Here is an 18,152-nt window from a genome sequence, read left to right on the forward strand (position 1 = left end):
ATGAATATTTTCTTTGTTAAGCGTATAAAATAGCAATTAAAACAAATGCAATTCGGGCATCATAAAAAGGGTAAAATATTCAATATAAAAAAACGAGAAATGCATTAAACGAAAAAACGTTGTTTTGTATAAAGAGGGCGCTACAGTCTTCAAAAAAACTAAGTGTATTTAGTATTGTATGAAATAAAACATAGTCGTCCATCCAGTTCATCTTAATTGAAAGAAGTTATCTTATTGTATTGTAAAAACACTCCCGTTTATAGGATGATAAGGTATATGCAACTTTATACACAATGAATATTCAGGGTAGGGAATATTCAGAGAAAGATTTGTAACGCCTATGAAGTAACAAGTCAGTCTCCAATGTTGTGATAGCTTTTGCATTTGAGAATATTTATGAGAAGCGTTTTTATTCTTTTTCTTAAATGGTTTAAGCATATTGATTTATAAAGATAATATATCGTTATTCATATTAAAGTAAGAATCTCGAATGGCGTAGGGTTTTATCGTTTCAGATCTCTTGAGGTTGAATCAATAAAACCATTGGCTTGCACATAACAAGCACAATGGGTATGTGGATAAAAACTGTGAAAGAAAAGACTAAAAATGTTTTTTTATGAACATACATTCTCAAATGTAAGAATTATCCGTAACATTGGGAATTAGCACATATAATGATAGCACCACTTTGCTCTTACACCTCGACCTTGTTTATGACGTGCAAGGAAAAAAATTAATTGATTCAATATATTATTTAAGTGTTAATATACCTTAGTATTGAGCAGGTATACGCTACTCAAGGTGGATAATTTTTAATTGGCAGAACATCTGATCAGGCTAAAAATACTCGAAAAAAGTTCTGATTCGCAATAATTGAGAAGTATATTTTAATATTTTATTCTCTACTCTTTGTTTAAGTACTTCATATCTTTTAAAAAGATACCGGTAACCAACATATTATGATATTTGTGGAAATATTGTGGTAAAGGAAATTCAAATTTTGTCCTTTAAGACAAGGCGCAGGTTAAACAGCTCATTTTCTATTTCTGTGCAAAGCATAAAAAATTATCTACTTTCACGGTTGCGACAGTAAATTTTATAATCCAACAAATGATTAAAAATGTATTATAATATCATTAAGATGCAAGGAACAGGCGCTATTGGAATGATAATTAAATAGCACATAAACCTTTTAAATTGATGCACACATCTTTTATTATAATTGATTCCCTTGATAGAACAGTTGGTCTTTTTGGTGGAGCTAAGCGGGATCGAACCGCTGACCTCTTGCATGCCATGCAAGCGCTCTCCCAGCTGAGCTATAGCCCCTATAAAAACAAATTGTCCCAAAAAGACAGTATACAATTCCAGCTTTTCTAGAACGATCAAAATTGAAGATCAAGAAGAATTTACATTCAATAGAAAAGATGTCCTCTTTTACTTCTTTTAAGCATCGTCATCATTAGAAACACCGCCTCCGAGAATATCAGTAACGTCATCATCTTCATCGTCACCATCATGAGACAAAAATGTATCATCATCATCACCAAGATCTACATCACTATCTTCTAAATCAGGAAGATCGTCATCTTTAGAATCCACATCATCATCTTCAAGAAGCATAAAAGCAGATTTTTCAAGTGCTGTATCAAGCTCTTCAGTATCAACTTCTTCTTCATTATTTGCTTCCGCTGCTGCAACTTCAAAGTAAGAACGCGGATAAGAAATCCCTGTATAGGGCGACACAATAGGATCGCGATTTAGATCGTAAAATTTTTTTCCTGTTTCTGGATCAACACGTTTAGTTCCAAGTTCTTGTTTTGCCATAAACCGTGCCTCTTTGATTAACTATTATTCCATTAAAAGATAAATTTTATGGTGCTTAATCGAAAAATAATACCTTTGTCAAAGATAAATACACTGTTCCACAGTGATTTTTTCATGACGTCTTTTAAAGCATGTGCTAAAGGATGCACAATTTCATAAAAGTTAGATAGAATTAAATAGAATTTCCATGCAAAAAGCAATCCCTATAACCACCTATAAATCGAGTAGTCTCTCTGGAAAAATTCAAATACCAGGAGATAAATCAATCTCTCATCGCTCTCTTATATTGGGAGGATTAGCAAGTGGTGAGACATATATTCATGGATTACTTGAAAGCGCTGATGTACTCAATACAGCTGCTGCTATGCAAGCTATGGGTGCCTGTATTATTAAAAAAGAAGACTTTTGGATCATACGAGGAACAGGGAATGGTTGCCTTTTAGCTGCACAAAAACCTTTAGACTTTGGAAACGCTGGAACAGGTGCTCGTTTGGTTATGGGAATGGTTGGTCCGTATCATATGAAAACAACCTTTATTGGTGATGCTTCTCTCTCTAAACGTCCAATGGGACGTATCCTTGATCCACTGCGTCTCATGGGGGTTGAAATTGAGGCAACGCGCGACGATCACCTTCCTTTAACGCTTTATGGTCCGAAAATGGCTAATCCGATTCGTTACCGTGTTCCAATAGCTTCCTCCCAAATTAAATCAGCAATCCTGCTTGCTGGACTCAATACCGCTGGCATTACAACTGTTATTGAACCAGTTCTGACACGAGATCATACGGAAAAAATGTTAAAAGCATTTGGTGCGCAACTTGAAATAGAAAAAGATAACGAAGGTGCGCGTTTGATTCATCTTAATGGTCAACCCCATCTTACTGGACAAACGATTCATATTCCGGGGGATCCTTCTTCTGCTGCTTTTCCAATTATCGCAGCCCTTCTTGTAGAAGACTCTGATATCACCATTGAAAATGTTTTGATAAATAACTCTCGAATAGGACTTATCGAAACATTGTGGGAAATGGGTGCTCAAATTGAATTTTTGAACCGACGTCAAACAGGTGGAGAGGATGTTGCTGATCTACGGATAAAATCATCGGTCCTTAGAGGCGTTACGGTGCCCAAAGAACGTGCTCCATCGATGATAGATGAATATCCTGCTTTGGCAGTAGCAGCAGCCTTTGCAGAAGGCAAAACAGTTATGCTAGGAATTGAAGAATTGCGTGTAAAAGAATCAGATCGATTGTCTGCTGTTGCTCAAGGATTAAAAATTAATTGCGTAGACTGTGAAGAAGGTCAAGATTTTCTTATTGTTTATGGAAAAGGTTCTGCCAAAGGTTTGGGGGGTGGGTATGTTGCCACACATCTTGATCATCGAATTGCTATGTGTTTTCTCATTTTTGGGCTTGTATCAGAAAAACCTGTTACCATTGATGATAAACGAATGATCGCTACGAGCTTTCCAGAATTTATTCCTTTTATAAAACAACTTGGGGGAAAAATCGCTTGAAGCCTTTTGTTATCGCCATTGATGGACCTGCAGCCTCAGGCAAAGGAACCTTAGCACGCAAAATTGCTGCACATTATCGCCTTCGCCATCTCGATACTGGTCTTACTTATCGTAGTGTTGCTCATACGCTTTTACAACAAAATTTAGCTCTTAATGATGAAAAAAATGCTATTATTTATGCTAAAGAACTTGATTTTAATACCTTAAATCCTTCTCTTCTTTCTTCTCATGAACTTGGTGAAGCGGCTTCAAAAATAGCAATTAATCCTGCTGTACGCAAAATTCTTGTCGAAAAACAACGCAACTTTGCTAAAGTTTTGCCCGGCTGTGTGCTTGATGGGCGTGATATCGGAACTATTGTTTGTCCTGATGCCGATATCAAGTTTTATATTCTAGCCAATGTTCAAACACGCGCCAAACGCCGCTACCAAGAGATTTTAAAAAAAGGTGTTCAAGCAAATTATCATGAAATCCTAGCTCAACTTGAACAGCGCGACAGTCGCGATATAACGCGCAAACAAAGTCCACTAAAACCAGCAAAAAACGCCCACTTGCTTGATACGTCAGAATTGAGTATAGAAGCAACATTTGAAATTGCATGCAGTTTTGTTGATCCAATCATAAAAATGCATATAATTGGATAAATTCGTTAAGGTAACTTCCAGCCTAGCGCTAACTTTTTTCCTTTATTCAAGGAAAAGGCTAGGGAGTTACTTATGTTAACACTAACCTAGCGCTCATACCTTATAATACAAGGTATATATTAGGAGTTCTTATGTCACAATACAATCCCACAACAGCGGATTTTGAAGCCCTTTTAACAGAATCTTTTCAAACTAATGATCTTAATGAAGGATCTGTTGTTAAAGGTCGTGTTATTGCAATCGAAAAAGACATGGCCATTATTGATGCTGGTCTTAAAGTCGAAGGACGTATTCCTCTCAAAGAATTTGGAGCTAAAGCAAAAGATGGTTCTTTGCAAGTTGGCGATGAAGTTGAGGTTTACATTGAACGCATTGAAAATGCGATGGGTGAAGCTGTTTTATCGCGTGAAAAAGCACGGCGCGAAGAAAGTTGGGTCCGTTTGGAGGAAAAATTCAATGCTGGTGCACGCGTTGATGGAGTGATCTTTAGCCAAGTAAAAGGTGGTTTTACAGTCGATCTTGATGGTGCCGTTGCTTTCTTGCCTCGCAGCCAAGTTGATATTCGTCCCATTCGTGATGTTTCACCCCTCATGCATAATTCACAGTCCTTTGAAATTTTGAAGATGGATCGTCGTCGTGGCAATATTGTGGTTTCACGTCGCACTGTTTTAGAAGAAAGTCGCGCTGAGCAACGTTCAGAAATCGTACAAAATCTTGAAGAAAACCAAATCGTTGAAGGTGTGGTGAAAAATATTACAGATTATGGTGCCTTTGTTGATCTTGGTGGGATTGATGGTCTCTTGCACGTTACAGATATGGCATGGCGGCGTGTTAATCACCCATCTGAAGTGCTCACAATTGGCCAAACGATTAAAGTGCAGATTATTCGCATTAATCAAGATACGCACCGTATTTCTCTTGGAATGAAACAGCTTGAAAGTGATCCTTGGGAAAGCATCAGTGTCCGGTATCCGATTGGTAAAAAAATTACGGGTGCTGTTACCAACATTACTGATTACGGTGGTTTTGTTGAAATTGAACCAGGAATCGAAGGGCTGATCCATGTTTCTGAAATGAGCTGGACAAAGAAAAATGTTCATCCTGGAAAAATTCTGTCTACATCACAAGAAGTAGAAGTGGTTGTTCTTGAGATTGATCCTTCTAAACGGCGTATTTCTCTTGGCTTAAAACAAACATTTGAAAATCCATGGGAAGCTTTTGCCAATAAATTTCCTATCAATTCGCAAATTGAAGGAGAGGTTAAAAATAAAACAGAATTTGGTCTGTTTATTGGGCTTGAAGGCGATGTTGACGGTATGGTTCATTTGTCTGATCTTGATTGGAACCGTCCTGGTGAACAAGTTATTGATACTTATAATAAAGGCGATATCGTTAAGGCTGTGGTCCTTGATGTTGACATTGAAAAAGAGCGCATTTCTCTTGGAATTAAGCAGCTTTCCAGCGATAAAGTTGGAGAAGCAGCTGCTTCTGGCGAATTGCGAAAAGGTGCAGTTGTAACATGCGAAGTGATTGCTGTTAACGACAATGACATTGGTGTGAAATTGATTGACCACAACCTTGAGACAACCATTCGGCGTGCTGATCTTGCGCGTGATCGTGATGAGCAACGTCCTGAGCGTTTCGCAATTGGGCAAAAGGTTGATGCTCGCATCACAGCATTTGATAAAAAAACACGTAAAATTTCAGTATCGATTAAAGCTTTAGAAATTGCAGAGGAAAAAGAAGCTGTTGCACAATATGGTTCTACAGATTCAGGTGCTTCTCTTGGTGATATTCTGGGTGCAGCTTTGAAAAAACAAGAACAAGATTAATCATCAATCATTAAAGTTGGTTTTATTATTAAGGTCACTCATTAGGAGTGACCTTTTTATTTTATAAAAAAATTGTCTGCTTATTTTTAAATTATTGAAACAAAAATTATAAATGCTTGCAAATAAAAACAAAAAGTTTGTTTTTTGTCTAACAACGGTTCACTATTCAGATAAAATGCTTAAAATTTAAATAAAAAACAATGTAATTGAATAACAATGGGACACTATGACGTGCATAATACCTTTCATAAAGTGCTTTTTTTCTCAAAAAGAGAAAAAAGATCATTTTATTAATACGGATTTTCCTCTTCGTGCAATTTATAAGGTACAGGAAGATCTTTATAACTTAGGGCATGATATAGCTTCTGGTAAAGAAATTTTACTCCCTGAATATGAAGGAGTAGGAGATTTTCGCAAGAGATTGAATGAAAATGCTAAACTTATTCTTCATGCCTTTCATACCAGTGATTTTGCTGCCCGAAATGATGAAACCATCGCACCATCTGCTCAATGGCTCATTGATAATCATTACACCATTGATAAAACCATACAAAAGCTACGTCGTAATCTACCCAAGTCCTTCATAAAGCAACTTCCTCTTTCTACACACAAAGCCGGAATACCACGAATTTTTGCTTTAACTTGGCTTTATATTGCGCATACCGATAGCAGCTTTTCACAAGAAACACTCACTGCTATGACCAACGGATTTCAAGAAATTTGTGCGCTCACAATTGGTGAATTGTGGGCTCTTCCTTCAGTTATGCAAATGCTGCTCATTGAAAATGTCCGTCGTCTTTCAGTACGTATCGAAAAAGCGCGACATATGCGCCATCTTGCTAGTCAAGTAGCTGATAAAATTTCTCTTGTAGAAAATAAAACAAATCTACACTCTCTTTTTACGCAGTATAAACCATTTACTGTTGATCCAACTTTTTCAGCACATTTATTCTATCGCCTGCGCAGTGCATCTGTCGATTCAACCGTAGCATTAACTTGGCTTGAAAAGCAATTGAAAAGCCAAGGCAGTAGCTTAGAGATTGCAACAGCTGATGAACATACCCGACAAGCAGCAGATGGTGTGACCATGGGAAATATTATCTGTTCTCTTAAAGCTATAGATGATGTTGATTGGACAGCATGGTTTGAAACAGTGAGTTGTGTCGATTCTATTTTGCGTAAAAATAGTGATTTTTCTGAAATTGATGCTCACTCACGCAATATTTATCGACAAGTCATTGAAAAAGTTTCTCGCTTTTCGCCTCTTAGTGAACTGGAAGTTGCACATAAAGTTGTAGAAATGGCAAATTCCACTTCTAAAGATATGCCTCATCATTCTTGTGTGGGGTGGTACCTTGTTGATGATGGTCGTGGCATATTTGAAAAGGCTTGTGGGTATATTCCGCCCTTTCTCATAAAATGGACACGCGCTTCCTGTTGCTCAAAATTGAGAGTCATCGCCGTTCCTGTCTCTTTTCTGACGCTTGCTCTTTTGCTGGTAATTTACGCCCTTTTACAGCTATCTGGCATGACACAATGGATGTCTTTTTGCTTTACTGGATTGGCGCTTTTTCCTGCTATCGATGCTGCTTTTGCTTTATTTAACACTGTTGTTTCGTGGTTTGTCCCATCAAAACAACTCATTGGTTATGAATATAAAGAAGGTATTCCAAAACATGCACGGACAATGGTTGTTGTACCTACTTTGATGACATCACGCGCTGACATTGATGAACAAGTGCGCAATCTTGAAGTGCACTATCTTTCCAATCCTAAAGGTGCCATTCATTTTGCACTCATTACAGATTGGGTGGATGCTCCATTGAGAGAAACGCAAGATGATCTTGATTTATTGCACTATGCGCAAAAGAGTATTGATAAACTCAATAGTCGTTATCATCGTGATAAACTTCCGCTTTTTTTCCTTTTACATCGCCGACGCCTTTATAATACAAGCGAAAAATGTTGGATGGGATGGGAACGAAAGCGAGGAAAACTTCATGAACTTAATCGGCTCTTAAGAGGCGATAAAAATACAAGCTTTTATCCTCGCAATCCACATCTTCCTATGGATTGCCGTTTTGTTATGACGCTGGATTGTGATACACGTCTTACTCCAGAGAGCGTCGCGAAACTTGTTGGAAAGCTTAACCATCCACTCAATTATCCCGTTTTTGATCCACAAAGTGGAAAGGTTGTAAAGGGCTATAGCATTTTACAACCACGCATTATTCCTTCTCTTACAACAGGAAAAAAAACATCAATTCTCCAACGGGTTTTTTCTATCAACCGTGGCATTGATCCTTATGTTTTTGCTGTTTCTGATACTTATCAAGATCTTTTAGGAGAAGGCACCTTTATCGGTAAAGGTCTTTATAATATTGATGCATTTGAACAAGCACTTGATGGAAAAATTAAAGAAAATACTATTCTTAGTCATGATCTCTTAGAAGGAGGTTATGCTCGTACTGCTCTGGTAAGTAGCATAGAAGTCATTGAAGACTATCCAACCGCTTACAATATTGATGTTATGCGTTATCATCGTTGGGTCCGCGGTGATTGGCAGCTTTTGCCTTATCTTTTTCCCCACCGTCAAATAAGTTCCGTGACGCGTTGGAAAATGCAGGATAATTTACGTCGTTCTCTCACTCCACTTATGTGGTTAATCGCAGCATTTGCAGGATGGGCTTTTTTGTCTTTAAAGAGTGCAATCGTCTGGCAACTATTCTTGTTGTTTAGCTCCTTCATTTCACCCATTCTATGTGTATTAAAAACGCTTGTCTCATCCAATATAGATCATTCTTTGCGTGGACATTTTCAATTAATTTGGAACAAAATTGCTCTTACAAGCGCTGATATATTTCTTAAAACGACGTTTCTTGCTCATTCGGCGTATTTTATGACCGATGCGATTATTCGTACACTCTATCGTATGACGATTTCAAAACAGCATCTTCTTGAATGGAAAACTTCTGCCGCAACAAAATCAATACCCAATAGTTTGCGTTTCTATGTTTTTACAATGGCACCAGCATCGCTTATTGGTATTCTTACTATAGCACTCCCTCTTTTTTCTGATAGTTTTGCAAGCTTGGTTGCTTTGCCTTTTGGGATAGCATGGTTTTTTTCACCCTTCATTGCTTGGATTGTGAGTCAACCTTCAACCTTTCAAGATAGCCTTGATCTTTCTTCAAAAGATGAAAAAAAACTCCGTTCTATTGCACGGCGGACATGGCTTTATTATGCAACCTTTGTCAATGCACAAAACAACTATTTGCCTCCCGATAATTTTCAAGAAGATCCTGAACCTCTTGTTGCTCAACGTACATCGCCTACGAATATTGGGGTTTATCTCCTTTCTATTATTGCTGCACGTGATTTTGGTTGGATTGGTTTTGAAGAGACCATTACCCGTATTGAATGTACATTACGCTCTCTTGCAAAAATGGAAAAGTTCCGCGGTCATCTCTATAATTGGTATGAAACGGATACACTCAGGCCTCTTTTGCCTACTTATGTATCAACCGTTGATTCAGGAAATCTTGCCGGTCATTTGGTAACACTCTCTTCTGCCTTAAGTGAATGGGCTGAAAAACCTCATGTTTTTTTTCAAAGTGATCGAGAAGGCTTATCGGATGTTCTTGCTATTCTTGAAGAAACTGTCAGAGAAATTCCAGATCATCAACCCAGTTTACGCTCTTTACGCCAAAAAATCGAAGAAAACATCACTCGTTTTCATGATTCTATCTTCACTTTTATAGAACAAGAAAATACGATTCCTTCTCACATCATAGATCTTTCACTTGCAGCCCATGATATTGTGCACTTAGTCGGTGAACTTGACCACAAAATTCAAACGATAGAATCTGCTCGTGCGCTTTCTTGGGCTAAATGCCTTATCGACACCTGTAACGCTCATCATAATGATGCGACTGCTCATTGTGATACTGAAAAATTACGTAAAAAACTAAACAGGCTGGCTATAGCGGCAAGGCAAATAGCCTTTGATATGAAATTTGACTTTTTAGAACAGCCTAAACGGCATCTCTTATCCATTGGATATCGTGTTCAAGAAAACAAACTCGATGAAAATTGTTATGACCTGCTTGCTTCAGAAGCACGTCTTGCAAGCTTTTTTGCCATCGCAAAAGGAGATATAAAACTTAAACATTGGTTTCGTCTTGGTCGACTTCTCGTACCCATAGGTGGGAAAGGTGCACTCCTATCATGGTCTGGATCAATGTTCGAATATCTTATGCCATCTCTCGTAATGCATGAACCTTTAGGATCTCTCCTAGATCAAACAAATCGATTGATTATTCGTTGTCAAATACAATATGCCCATAAACGGGAATTGCCATGGGGTATTTCAGAAGCCGCATTTAATGCTCGCGATCATTTAATGAATTACCAATACGCTCATTTTGGTGTTCCAAACCTCGGACTCCAACGTGGTCTTTCACGCAATGCTGTCATTGCTCCCTATGCCAGCCTTCTAGCGGCACAATATGCTCCTGCTTGCGCTGTCGCTAATTTAAAACGACTCCGTGATCTTGGAGCTTTAGGAACATATGGTTATTATGACTCTGTTGATTTTACTCCAACACGTGTGAAAACAGGGGAAAAATACGCCATTGTACGCAATTATTATGCGCATCATCATGGCATGTCTATTCTTGCTCTTAACAATGTTATTTTTCAAGGGCGAATGCGTGATCGTTTTCACCGTGATCCCGTTATTGAAGCAACACAATTGCTCTTACAGGAAAGAGCGCCTCATCTCATTCCTATTATTCATACCAAAGCTGTTAATCGTATGCGCAATAAGTCTCAAGCATTTGACGCAGCCCCTTTGCGCATTATTACAAACCCGTTACTCAAACCACGAGCAACTTTACTTTTGTCTAATGGCTTTTATTCTACCATGTTAACAGCGAACGGTTCTGGTTACAGTCGTTGGCACGATTATGCGATTACGCGCTTTATTCCTGATGCAACAGAAGATCAACAAGGTACTTTATTCTTCTTACGTGATACGCATAGTGGACGGTGGTGGTCTGTTACTGGTGAGCCAACACGTGTTATTGAAGAAGACGCTGTCAGCATTTTTACAGATGAAAAGGCTGAATATACAAAAATGGTTGATGGTATTAAATCAACACTTGAATGTCTTATTACATCTGAAGGATGTGGCGAAGGGAGACGTATTCAACTGATGAATACGACAAATAAAGACCGACTCATTGAAGTGACTTCTTATGGTGAATTAGCACTTGCCACGATGGATACAGACCAAGTTCATCCTGTTTTTTCCCGTATGTTTATAGAGACAGAAATTACTGAAGAAGGTAAAACAATTTTTGCCAAAAGGCGCAAACGCTCGCCTAGTGACCCTGAAATCTATGTTGCTCATTTTGTTTCTAGTACAACAGATATTCTCCAAGAGACAGAAGCTGAAACAGATCGCTCTCTGTTTATTGGTCGGGGGCGATCCATTCATCGTCCTGCTGCATTTGACCAAAATGCTCGTTTCAGTAACAGTCAAGGTTGTGTTCTTGACCCTGTTATGTCATTGCGATGCCGTATAAAAATTCCAGCCCATGAAAAAGCAGAACTTATTTTTTGGACTTTTGCTGCTCATACAAAAGAAGCGCTAAATAATCATATTAAACATTATCGACAACCTGATATGTTTCAAAAAGAACTTTCAATGGCATGGACGCGCTCACAAGTCGCACTGTATCAGAGCGGAACCCAGCTTAAAGAAGCTATTGTCTATCAAAAATATGCAACACCACTTATTTATCCAGAAAGAACGTGGCGTCTTCCTTCTGAAATATTAGCAAAAACGCTAGGAAAACAGTCTAATCTTTGGCCCATGTCTATCTCAGGAGACAATCCACTCTGTCTTCTTAGATTAAATAACGAGGGAAATATAACTGTACTGCGCGAGCTCCTTAAAGCACATGAATATTGGCGTATGCGTGGACTCATTGTTGATTTGGTCATTCTTAATGAACAAACATTTTCTTATATACAAAGTACACAACGCGCTCTTGAGTGGGTCTGTGAATCTTATTATCACCACACGCAAAAAGCAGATGAACGCCAACATATTTTCATGCTTCGACGCGATCAAATGAGTGAACAGAGTTTTAAAACGCTTCTTGCATCAGCGCGTATCGTTCTTGATGCCCAAAATGGCTCTTTATCTGAACAACTTAAACGACTTGATGAGAATGATTTTAATCTCACAGTTCGTAAAAATTATCAAGAACCTTATGATCAATTAGACTTGCCAAGATATAACGAAGGACAGCAATTTACAACACAAACTGAACAAAATCTTTTTTCTTCCATTGGTCTTATTAGCCAACAAAAACCATCCTCTTTTCTCCCAAATGGAGAAGATCTAAGATATTGGAATGGTTACGGTGGTTTTAATCAGCACAATCATTATGTAATACGTCTTCATGGACGTACCACTACACCGCATCCGTGGATTAATGTCATTGCTAATCACAGATTTGGTTTTCATGTCTCTGCTGAAGGTGCAATTTTTACTTGGGCTAACAATAGCCGCGATTATCAACTAACTCCTTGGGCGAATGATCCAACGTCTAACCGACCAGGAGAAGCTCTTTATCTGGTTGATCGCCAGTCTTTAAAACGTTTCTCACCCGTTTCTACTGTTGAATGTGACGAAAATATTGTCTATGAGGCGTGTCATGGGTTTGGATTCTCAACTTTTAAATCAACACATTCAGAAATCGCATTAGAATTGACTCATACACTTGATCCCGAAAAACCTATTCGCTTTTCACGTCTTATCCTTACGAATGAAGGGAAAAAACCACGCAGTTTACGCCTTTATAATTATGTTGAATGGGTTTTGGGAAATGTCCGTACAAAATATGCCCCCTTTATTGTTTCCTCTTATGAGACCAGATGGGGTGCACATTTTATTCAAAATCCCTATCACATCGAGAAATCTCAACAAGTTACATTTTTATCAGCGTCCGAAATGCCAACCAGCACTACGACCAATCGCGCTGAATTTATTGGTGCAACGGGAACCGTAACACGTCCAAATGCGATCCGTAAAGCCGCTGCTCTTTCGAATACCATTGAAGCAGGATGTGATCCTTGTTCAGCATTCGCCTATGATATTGATCTTCAACCAGGGCAAACAAAAGAAATCATCTTCTATCTTGGCAGTGCTGAAAATAGGCAAGAAGCTGAAAAATTACTCAATCAAGTACGTGCAAGTGATTTTGAAATTCAGCTCACAAAACAAAAACAGCAATGGAGTGATTTTGTTTCTCCTTTCCAAGTCAAAACACCTGATGCTTCTTTTAATCTTATGGTCAACCATTGGCTTCCTTATCAAATCTACGCATGCCGCATCATGGCACGCGCAGGCTTTTACCAAGCGAGTGGTGCATTTGGTTTTCGTGACCAGTTACAAGATAGCTTGTCTTTGTTATTGCTGGAACCACAATTAGCACGTGAACAATTGTTAAATGCAGCAGCGCACCAATTTCTTGAAGGTGATGTGCAACATTGGTGGTTGCCTGACACAAATGCTGGTGTTCGTACATACATTTCTGATGATATCGTTTGGCTTGCATATGCAACAGCTCTTTATGTCACTACCACTGGTGATGACGCTTTTCTTGATACGCTCATTCCTTTTATTGAAGGTGATGTTCTCAAAAGTGGGCAACAGGATGCTTATTTTCAACCCACCCAATCCCCAAAGGTTGCAACAGTTTATGAACATTGTGTTTTAGCTTTAGACCTTGCCATTAAACGCTGCGGACCACATGGTCTCCCTCTTATTTTAGGTGGGGATTGGAATGATGGCATGAATTTGGTCGGTGTGGAAGGAAAAGGCGAAAGCATTTGGTTAGGATGGTTTCTTGGGTACACATTACAAGCATTTATCTCTTTAGCCAAAAAACGTGCTGACAATAGCCATATGCAAATATGGAGTACGTACCTTGAACATTTAACAAAATGCCTAGAGAAAAATGGTTGGGATGGTGCTTGGTATCGACGTGGTTATTTTGATGATGGAACACCTCTTGGCTCTAAAATCAATGATGAATGTCAAATTGATACCATTGCTCAATCTTGGGCTATCATTTCTCAAATGGCATCGCCTGAACGTCAAAAACAAGCAATGACATCAATGTTGGAACATCTCTATGATAAAAAAGGCGGACTCATTCGCCTTTTTTGGCCGCCTTTTGATAAAAGTACGCTCGAGCCTGGTTATATAAAAGGTTATCCTCCAGGAATTCGAGAAAATGGTGGTCAATACACGCATGGTGCCATTTGGAGTATTTTTGCGTTGGCTGAAATGGAACAAAACGATAAAGCTTATGCTTTATTTTCTATGATAAACCCAATTACCCATGGACAAGATCCTGAAATTTATCGTGTTGAACCTTATGTAATGGTCGCAGATATTTATGCTGTTGAACCACGATGTGGTCAAGGCGGTTGGACTTGGTATACAGGTTCAGCCGGTTGGTTTTATCGCGCCGCAACACAAGCTATTCTTGGAATACAGCGTCAGGGAGACCTATTGTTTTTGCAGCCACATTTACCCTCTATTTGGCCAAAATATGAAGCAACAATGAAGTTTTATGATGCCGTTTATTGCATTAAAGTAAAATGGGGACCTAAAAATATGCTCTATATTAATAGCAAAGAATATACCGAAGTTCATATAGGGATAAAGTTACAAAAAACAGGTCAGCATGAAATTATACGTATTGTCAAATCTTAAAGATTAAAGATGAAAAAAGAGATCAGACTTTTTATTCTTGTCCAAAACTGTAGAGTTGTTATATTGCACCGCCTATATTAGCCGTGTTGGTGCATAATATTTTAGATTTTATGAAAATGAAAGAAAAAGGTTATGAATCATCCGGATATTGCTAGACGTGTTTACAATCACACTTGGAAACTTGATCCCATTATTCGGTCACTTCTTGATACGGATTTTTATAAGCTTCTAATGGTGCAGATGATTTGGGGGTTATATCCTAATGTTAATGTTACTTTTTCCCTCATAAATCGCTCTAAAACAATACGTCTTGCCGACGATATTGATGAGAGTGAATTGCGTGCCCAACTTGATCATGCTCTTAGTTTGCGCTTTACAAAAAAAGAAATGATTTGGCTTGCTGGTAATACATTTTATGGACGCAAACAAATTTTTGAACCGGATTTTCTTCAGTGGCTTGAGAATTTTCAACTTCCAGAATATGAACTCACCCGCAAAGATGGCCAATATATCCTTCATTTTCATGGACCCTGGGCCCATAGTTCCATGTGGGAAATTCCTGCCCTTGCTATTATTAGTGAATTACGTTCACGTGCTGCTCTCAAAAAACTAGATCGTTTTGCTCTTGATGTACTTTATGCGCGTGCTAAAGCAAAAATGTGGAGTAAAGTTGAACGTCTCAAAAAATTGCCTGATATTAAAATATCTGACTTTGGGACAAGGCGTCGCCATTCTTTTTTATGGCAGCGCTGGTGTGTGGAAGCATTAAAAGAAGGCATTGGTCATTCTTTTACTGGAACTTCTAATGTTCTTCTTGCCATGGATACGGATTTAGAAGCTCTTGGAACCAATGCACACGAATTGCCTATGGTTATTGCGGCTCTCAGCAACAATGATGATGAATTACGCAGAGCTCCGTATCAAGTCTTGCAAGATTGGAATCGTTATTATGGTGGAAATCTTCTCATTGTATTACCTGATACCTTTGGTACAGAAGAATTTTTACGCAATGCACCAGATTGGGTCGCTGATTGGACGGGTTTCAGACCCGATAGTGCGCCTCCTATTGAAGGTGGTGAACGTATTATTCAATGGTGGAAAGAAAAAGGAAAAGATCCACGCAAAAAACTTTTAATTTTTTCTGATGCTCTTGATGTCAATACAATTGAAAAAACCTATCATCATTTCTATGGTAAAGTGCGCATGAGTTTTGGATGGGGCACGGATCTTACCAATGATTTTACAGGCTGTGCACCTCAGGAAATCGAAACTCTTGATGCTCTTTCCCTTGTTTGTAAGGTGACCTATGCCAATGGTCGACCAGCCGTAAAACTTTCAGATAATCCTGAAAAAACGATCGGTGATTCAAAAGAAGTACAACGTTATCTCAATTTTTTTGGTAATAAAAAGCGAATTGCTAGACCTATAAAGACATAGTTTCCGGTTCTTTAAAACAAGTATATTGATCCATCATATTGTTTATAAGATTGATTTTTGTCCTACCCTAAGGACGAGGATTCTTAACCTTTGCTGGTTTGTAAACAGTTCGGCTGTTTTTGAGCAGATTCTACTTGGCCTACCACGCATACGCTTCACTTACATAAGGCGCGATAGATAAGACTTAAAAATATTTACGACGCATTAAAAAAATACTTAACGTGCCAAGGAAGTTTAGCCAAGGAGATTTTCTCATTTTAACCCTGTTAAATCAAGCACACTCATCTCCTTGCATGTATGAAGGTTTTCAAGTTCTAAGGGTTATTGTTGTAGTTTGACAGTAGGTTTTATACTAAGTGGGAAGAGGTTGGATTAAGTAGGAATACGTGGTAATTTGTTGTTTTTATGTACAATTTTGACCATTCAATGCGCGTTTTATCAAAATAGATTTTGACACCTAAAATTGCAAAAATTACCGAAAATCAGAAAAAAGTGCGTTTCCATAAGTAAAAATGAGAAAAGGCTTTCAAAACCCTTTGAGAACATCTTTAAACTCTTTGAAAAAAATAAATTGGTACAAAATCTAGTGTCAAAATATACAAAACCAGATGACAAGCTATAATTGTAGCATTAGGAATTACTAAGGCAAAATTGGAGGATGACAAATAGCATGGTGACTATTGGTGTGCATTTTGAAAGGCAAGGATGATGGTGCTCAAATAGATTTTATACATGTTACAGGAGATTTTACTTTATCCATGTATAGTCTGCTATTATGAAATGAGTAAAGCGTTGAGAAATGTTTCATTAAAAATAAATGTGTAAATAACATGATTTGGGAGACCTTTTGTTTTACGTGAGGGGCATGACTTCATTAAAAAACAGAGAATGCAATAATATTTTTATTTCGAATAAGCTTTATACAAAGACAGAGAAATTATTTATTCGCATATTATAATAAGAATGCGTGTATATATAAAACCATTTGAAAAACTCTGTTGTGTCTTATGAATTATTCTTAAGTTAATAACAGATGTAACATTAAAGATTGATATAATAGACCGGCTTCTTAACTGTATAAGTATAAAAATGATGGTGTTTAGTAAGCTTTGTATTATATCCTCATTAAGAGATATGAAAACAAACGAAATGTCTTTTAGAAAGAAATGACTATCATATCAATGACTTTTTAATGATGTATATGTAGAGATTCATACAAACATGCTTTACAAAAATAATGACTCTCTTCCATGAATGTGATTTATCATTGTTTACCAAGTGAGAACATTTTGAGTGTTCATAAAAATTATTTCACAAACATATTATTAATTAATTGCGTTCAAAAAGCTTGCTATTTCATATGCATTTTGGAAATGGAGAGCTTATATTCAAAACTTAAAAGTTCTCATAGTTTTTACAAATAAGTTGAAGCTAAAAAGAGTATCCCATAAAGCCTTTTTTATCATTAGGAAGATGGACGTGTTACAATATAAATGGCAATCAGCAATAATATAACCGCAACAAGTAAAGAAATCCACAAAGGAGGGTGTAGCATTACAAAAAAGGATAAAAATCCTCCTGTCATACTCATCATTGCAAAAACTTTAACGAATGGAGAGATTGCTTTTTTTTCTTCCCATCGCTTAATAGGGGGACCAAAAATACGATGATTATTCAACCATTGATGAAAACGTGGAGAAGAACGCGTAAAACACCATGAGGCAACCAATAAAAAAGGCACAGTTGGCATAATAGGTAATACGACACCGATAATACCTAATATAACCATCGCCCACCCTGCTATATAATAGCAGATACGTAAAGGGTGCGATATCTTCAAATCTTTTTTCATTTTCTCGTACTATTTTCCTCTACGCAAAACCCTATACAAAAACATTGTATCTGTTTTTTTCTGTTTACATGTCTGAGTGTACAATTACGCTCTACCCCTTCATGCGTAAGTGTCTTTGCTGTTATAAGTTCCTTGAAAATACCGAATAGCTTACACAATATTATAATCATTTTAAATGATTTCAAGAAAAGAGGAGAGATTTTAGAAAAACAAAAAAATAAAAAGGCTGCAGAAAAAATCAATGCAG

At 37.7% G+C, this 18,152-nt stretch carries 7 protein-coding genes and 1 tRNA gene; 5 read left to right on the forward strand and 3 right to left on the reverse strand.

Going from position 1 to position 18,152, the window contains the following annotated elements:
• Positions 1-1,253: 1,253 nt before the first annotated feature.
• Positions 1,254-1,329 (reverse strand) — tRNA-Ala (locus ACFINK_RS02020).
• Positions 1,330-1,446: 117 nt separating this feature from the next.
• A complete protein-coding gene (locus ACFINK_RS02025) occupies positions 1,447-1,827 on the reverse strand; it encodes a TIGR02300 family protein (protein ID WP_375611400.1) in 381 nt (126 codons plus the stop codon).
• 187 nt (positions 1,828-2,014) lie between these two features.
• Between ACFINK_RS02025 and aroA the strand changes: the two genes are divergently transcribed.
• From aroA to pncB, 5 genes are all read left to right on the forward strand, one after another.
• Positions 2,015-3,343: a 3-phosphoshikimate 1-carboxyvinyltransferase gene (aroA, locus tag ACFINK_RS02030; RefSeq protein WP_375638157.1), complete on the forward strand. Its 1,329-nt coding sequence runs from the start codon at positions 2,015-2,017 to the stop codon at positions 3,341-3,343.
• Positions 3,340-3,987 carry a (d)CMP kinase gene (gene cmk / locus ACFINK_RS02035; protein ID WP_375611402.1) on the forward strand — a complete coding sequence of 216 codons (648 nt, stop codon included), beginning with the start codon at positions 3,340-3,342 and terminating at the stop codon, positions 3,985-3,987. Before aroA ends, cmk begins: the two co-directional genes overlap by 4 nt.
• Positions 3,988-4,118: 131 nt before the next feature.
• Positions 4,119-5,819: a 30S ribosomal protein S1 gene (rpsA, locus tag ACFINK_RS02040; RefSeq protein WP_375638158.1), complete on the forward strand. Its 1,701-nt coding sequence runs from the start codon at positions 4,119-4,121 to the stop codon at positions 5,817-5,819.
• Between the two features lie 226 nt (positions 5,820-6,045).
• Positions 6,046-14,616: a glycoside hydrolase family 94 protein gene (locus tag ACFINK_RS02045; protein ID WP_375638159.1), complete on the forward strand. Its 8,571-nt coding sequence runs from the start codon at positions 6,046-6,048 to the stop codon at positions 14,614-14,616.
• Between the two features lie 132 nt (positions 14,617-14,748).
• Positions 14,749-16,053, forward strand: coding sequence for a nicotinate phosphoribosyltransferase (gene pncB, locus ACFINK_RS02050; RefSeq protein ID WP_375638160.1), 1,305 nt, complete (start codon positions 14,749-14,751; stop codon positions 16,051-16,053).
• A 1,465-nt stretch (positions 16,054-17,518) separates the two neighbouring features.
• Here the strand turns inward: pncB and ACFINK_RS02055 are convergent.
• Positions 17,519-17,905: a YbaN family protein gene (locus ACFINK_RS02055; RefSeq protein ID WP_375611405.1), complete on the reverse strand. Its 387-nt coding sequence runs from the start codon at positions 17,903-17,905 to the stop codon at positions 17,519-17,521.
• Positions 17,906-18,152: the final 247 nt, after the last annotated feature.

This window comes from Bartonella sp. AA16NXGY, assembly GCF_042197325.1.
Taxonomy (GTDB): Bacteria; Pseudomonadota; Alphaproteobacteria; order Rhizobiales; family Rhizobiaceae; genus Bartonella.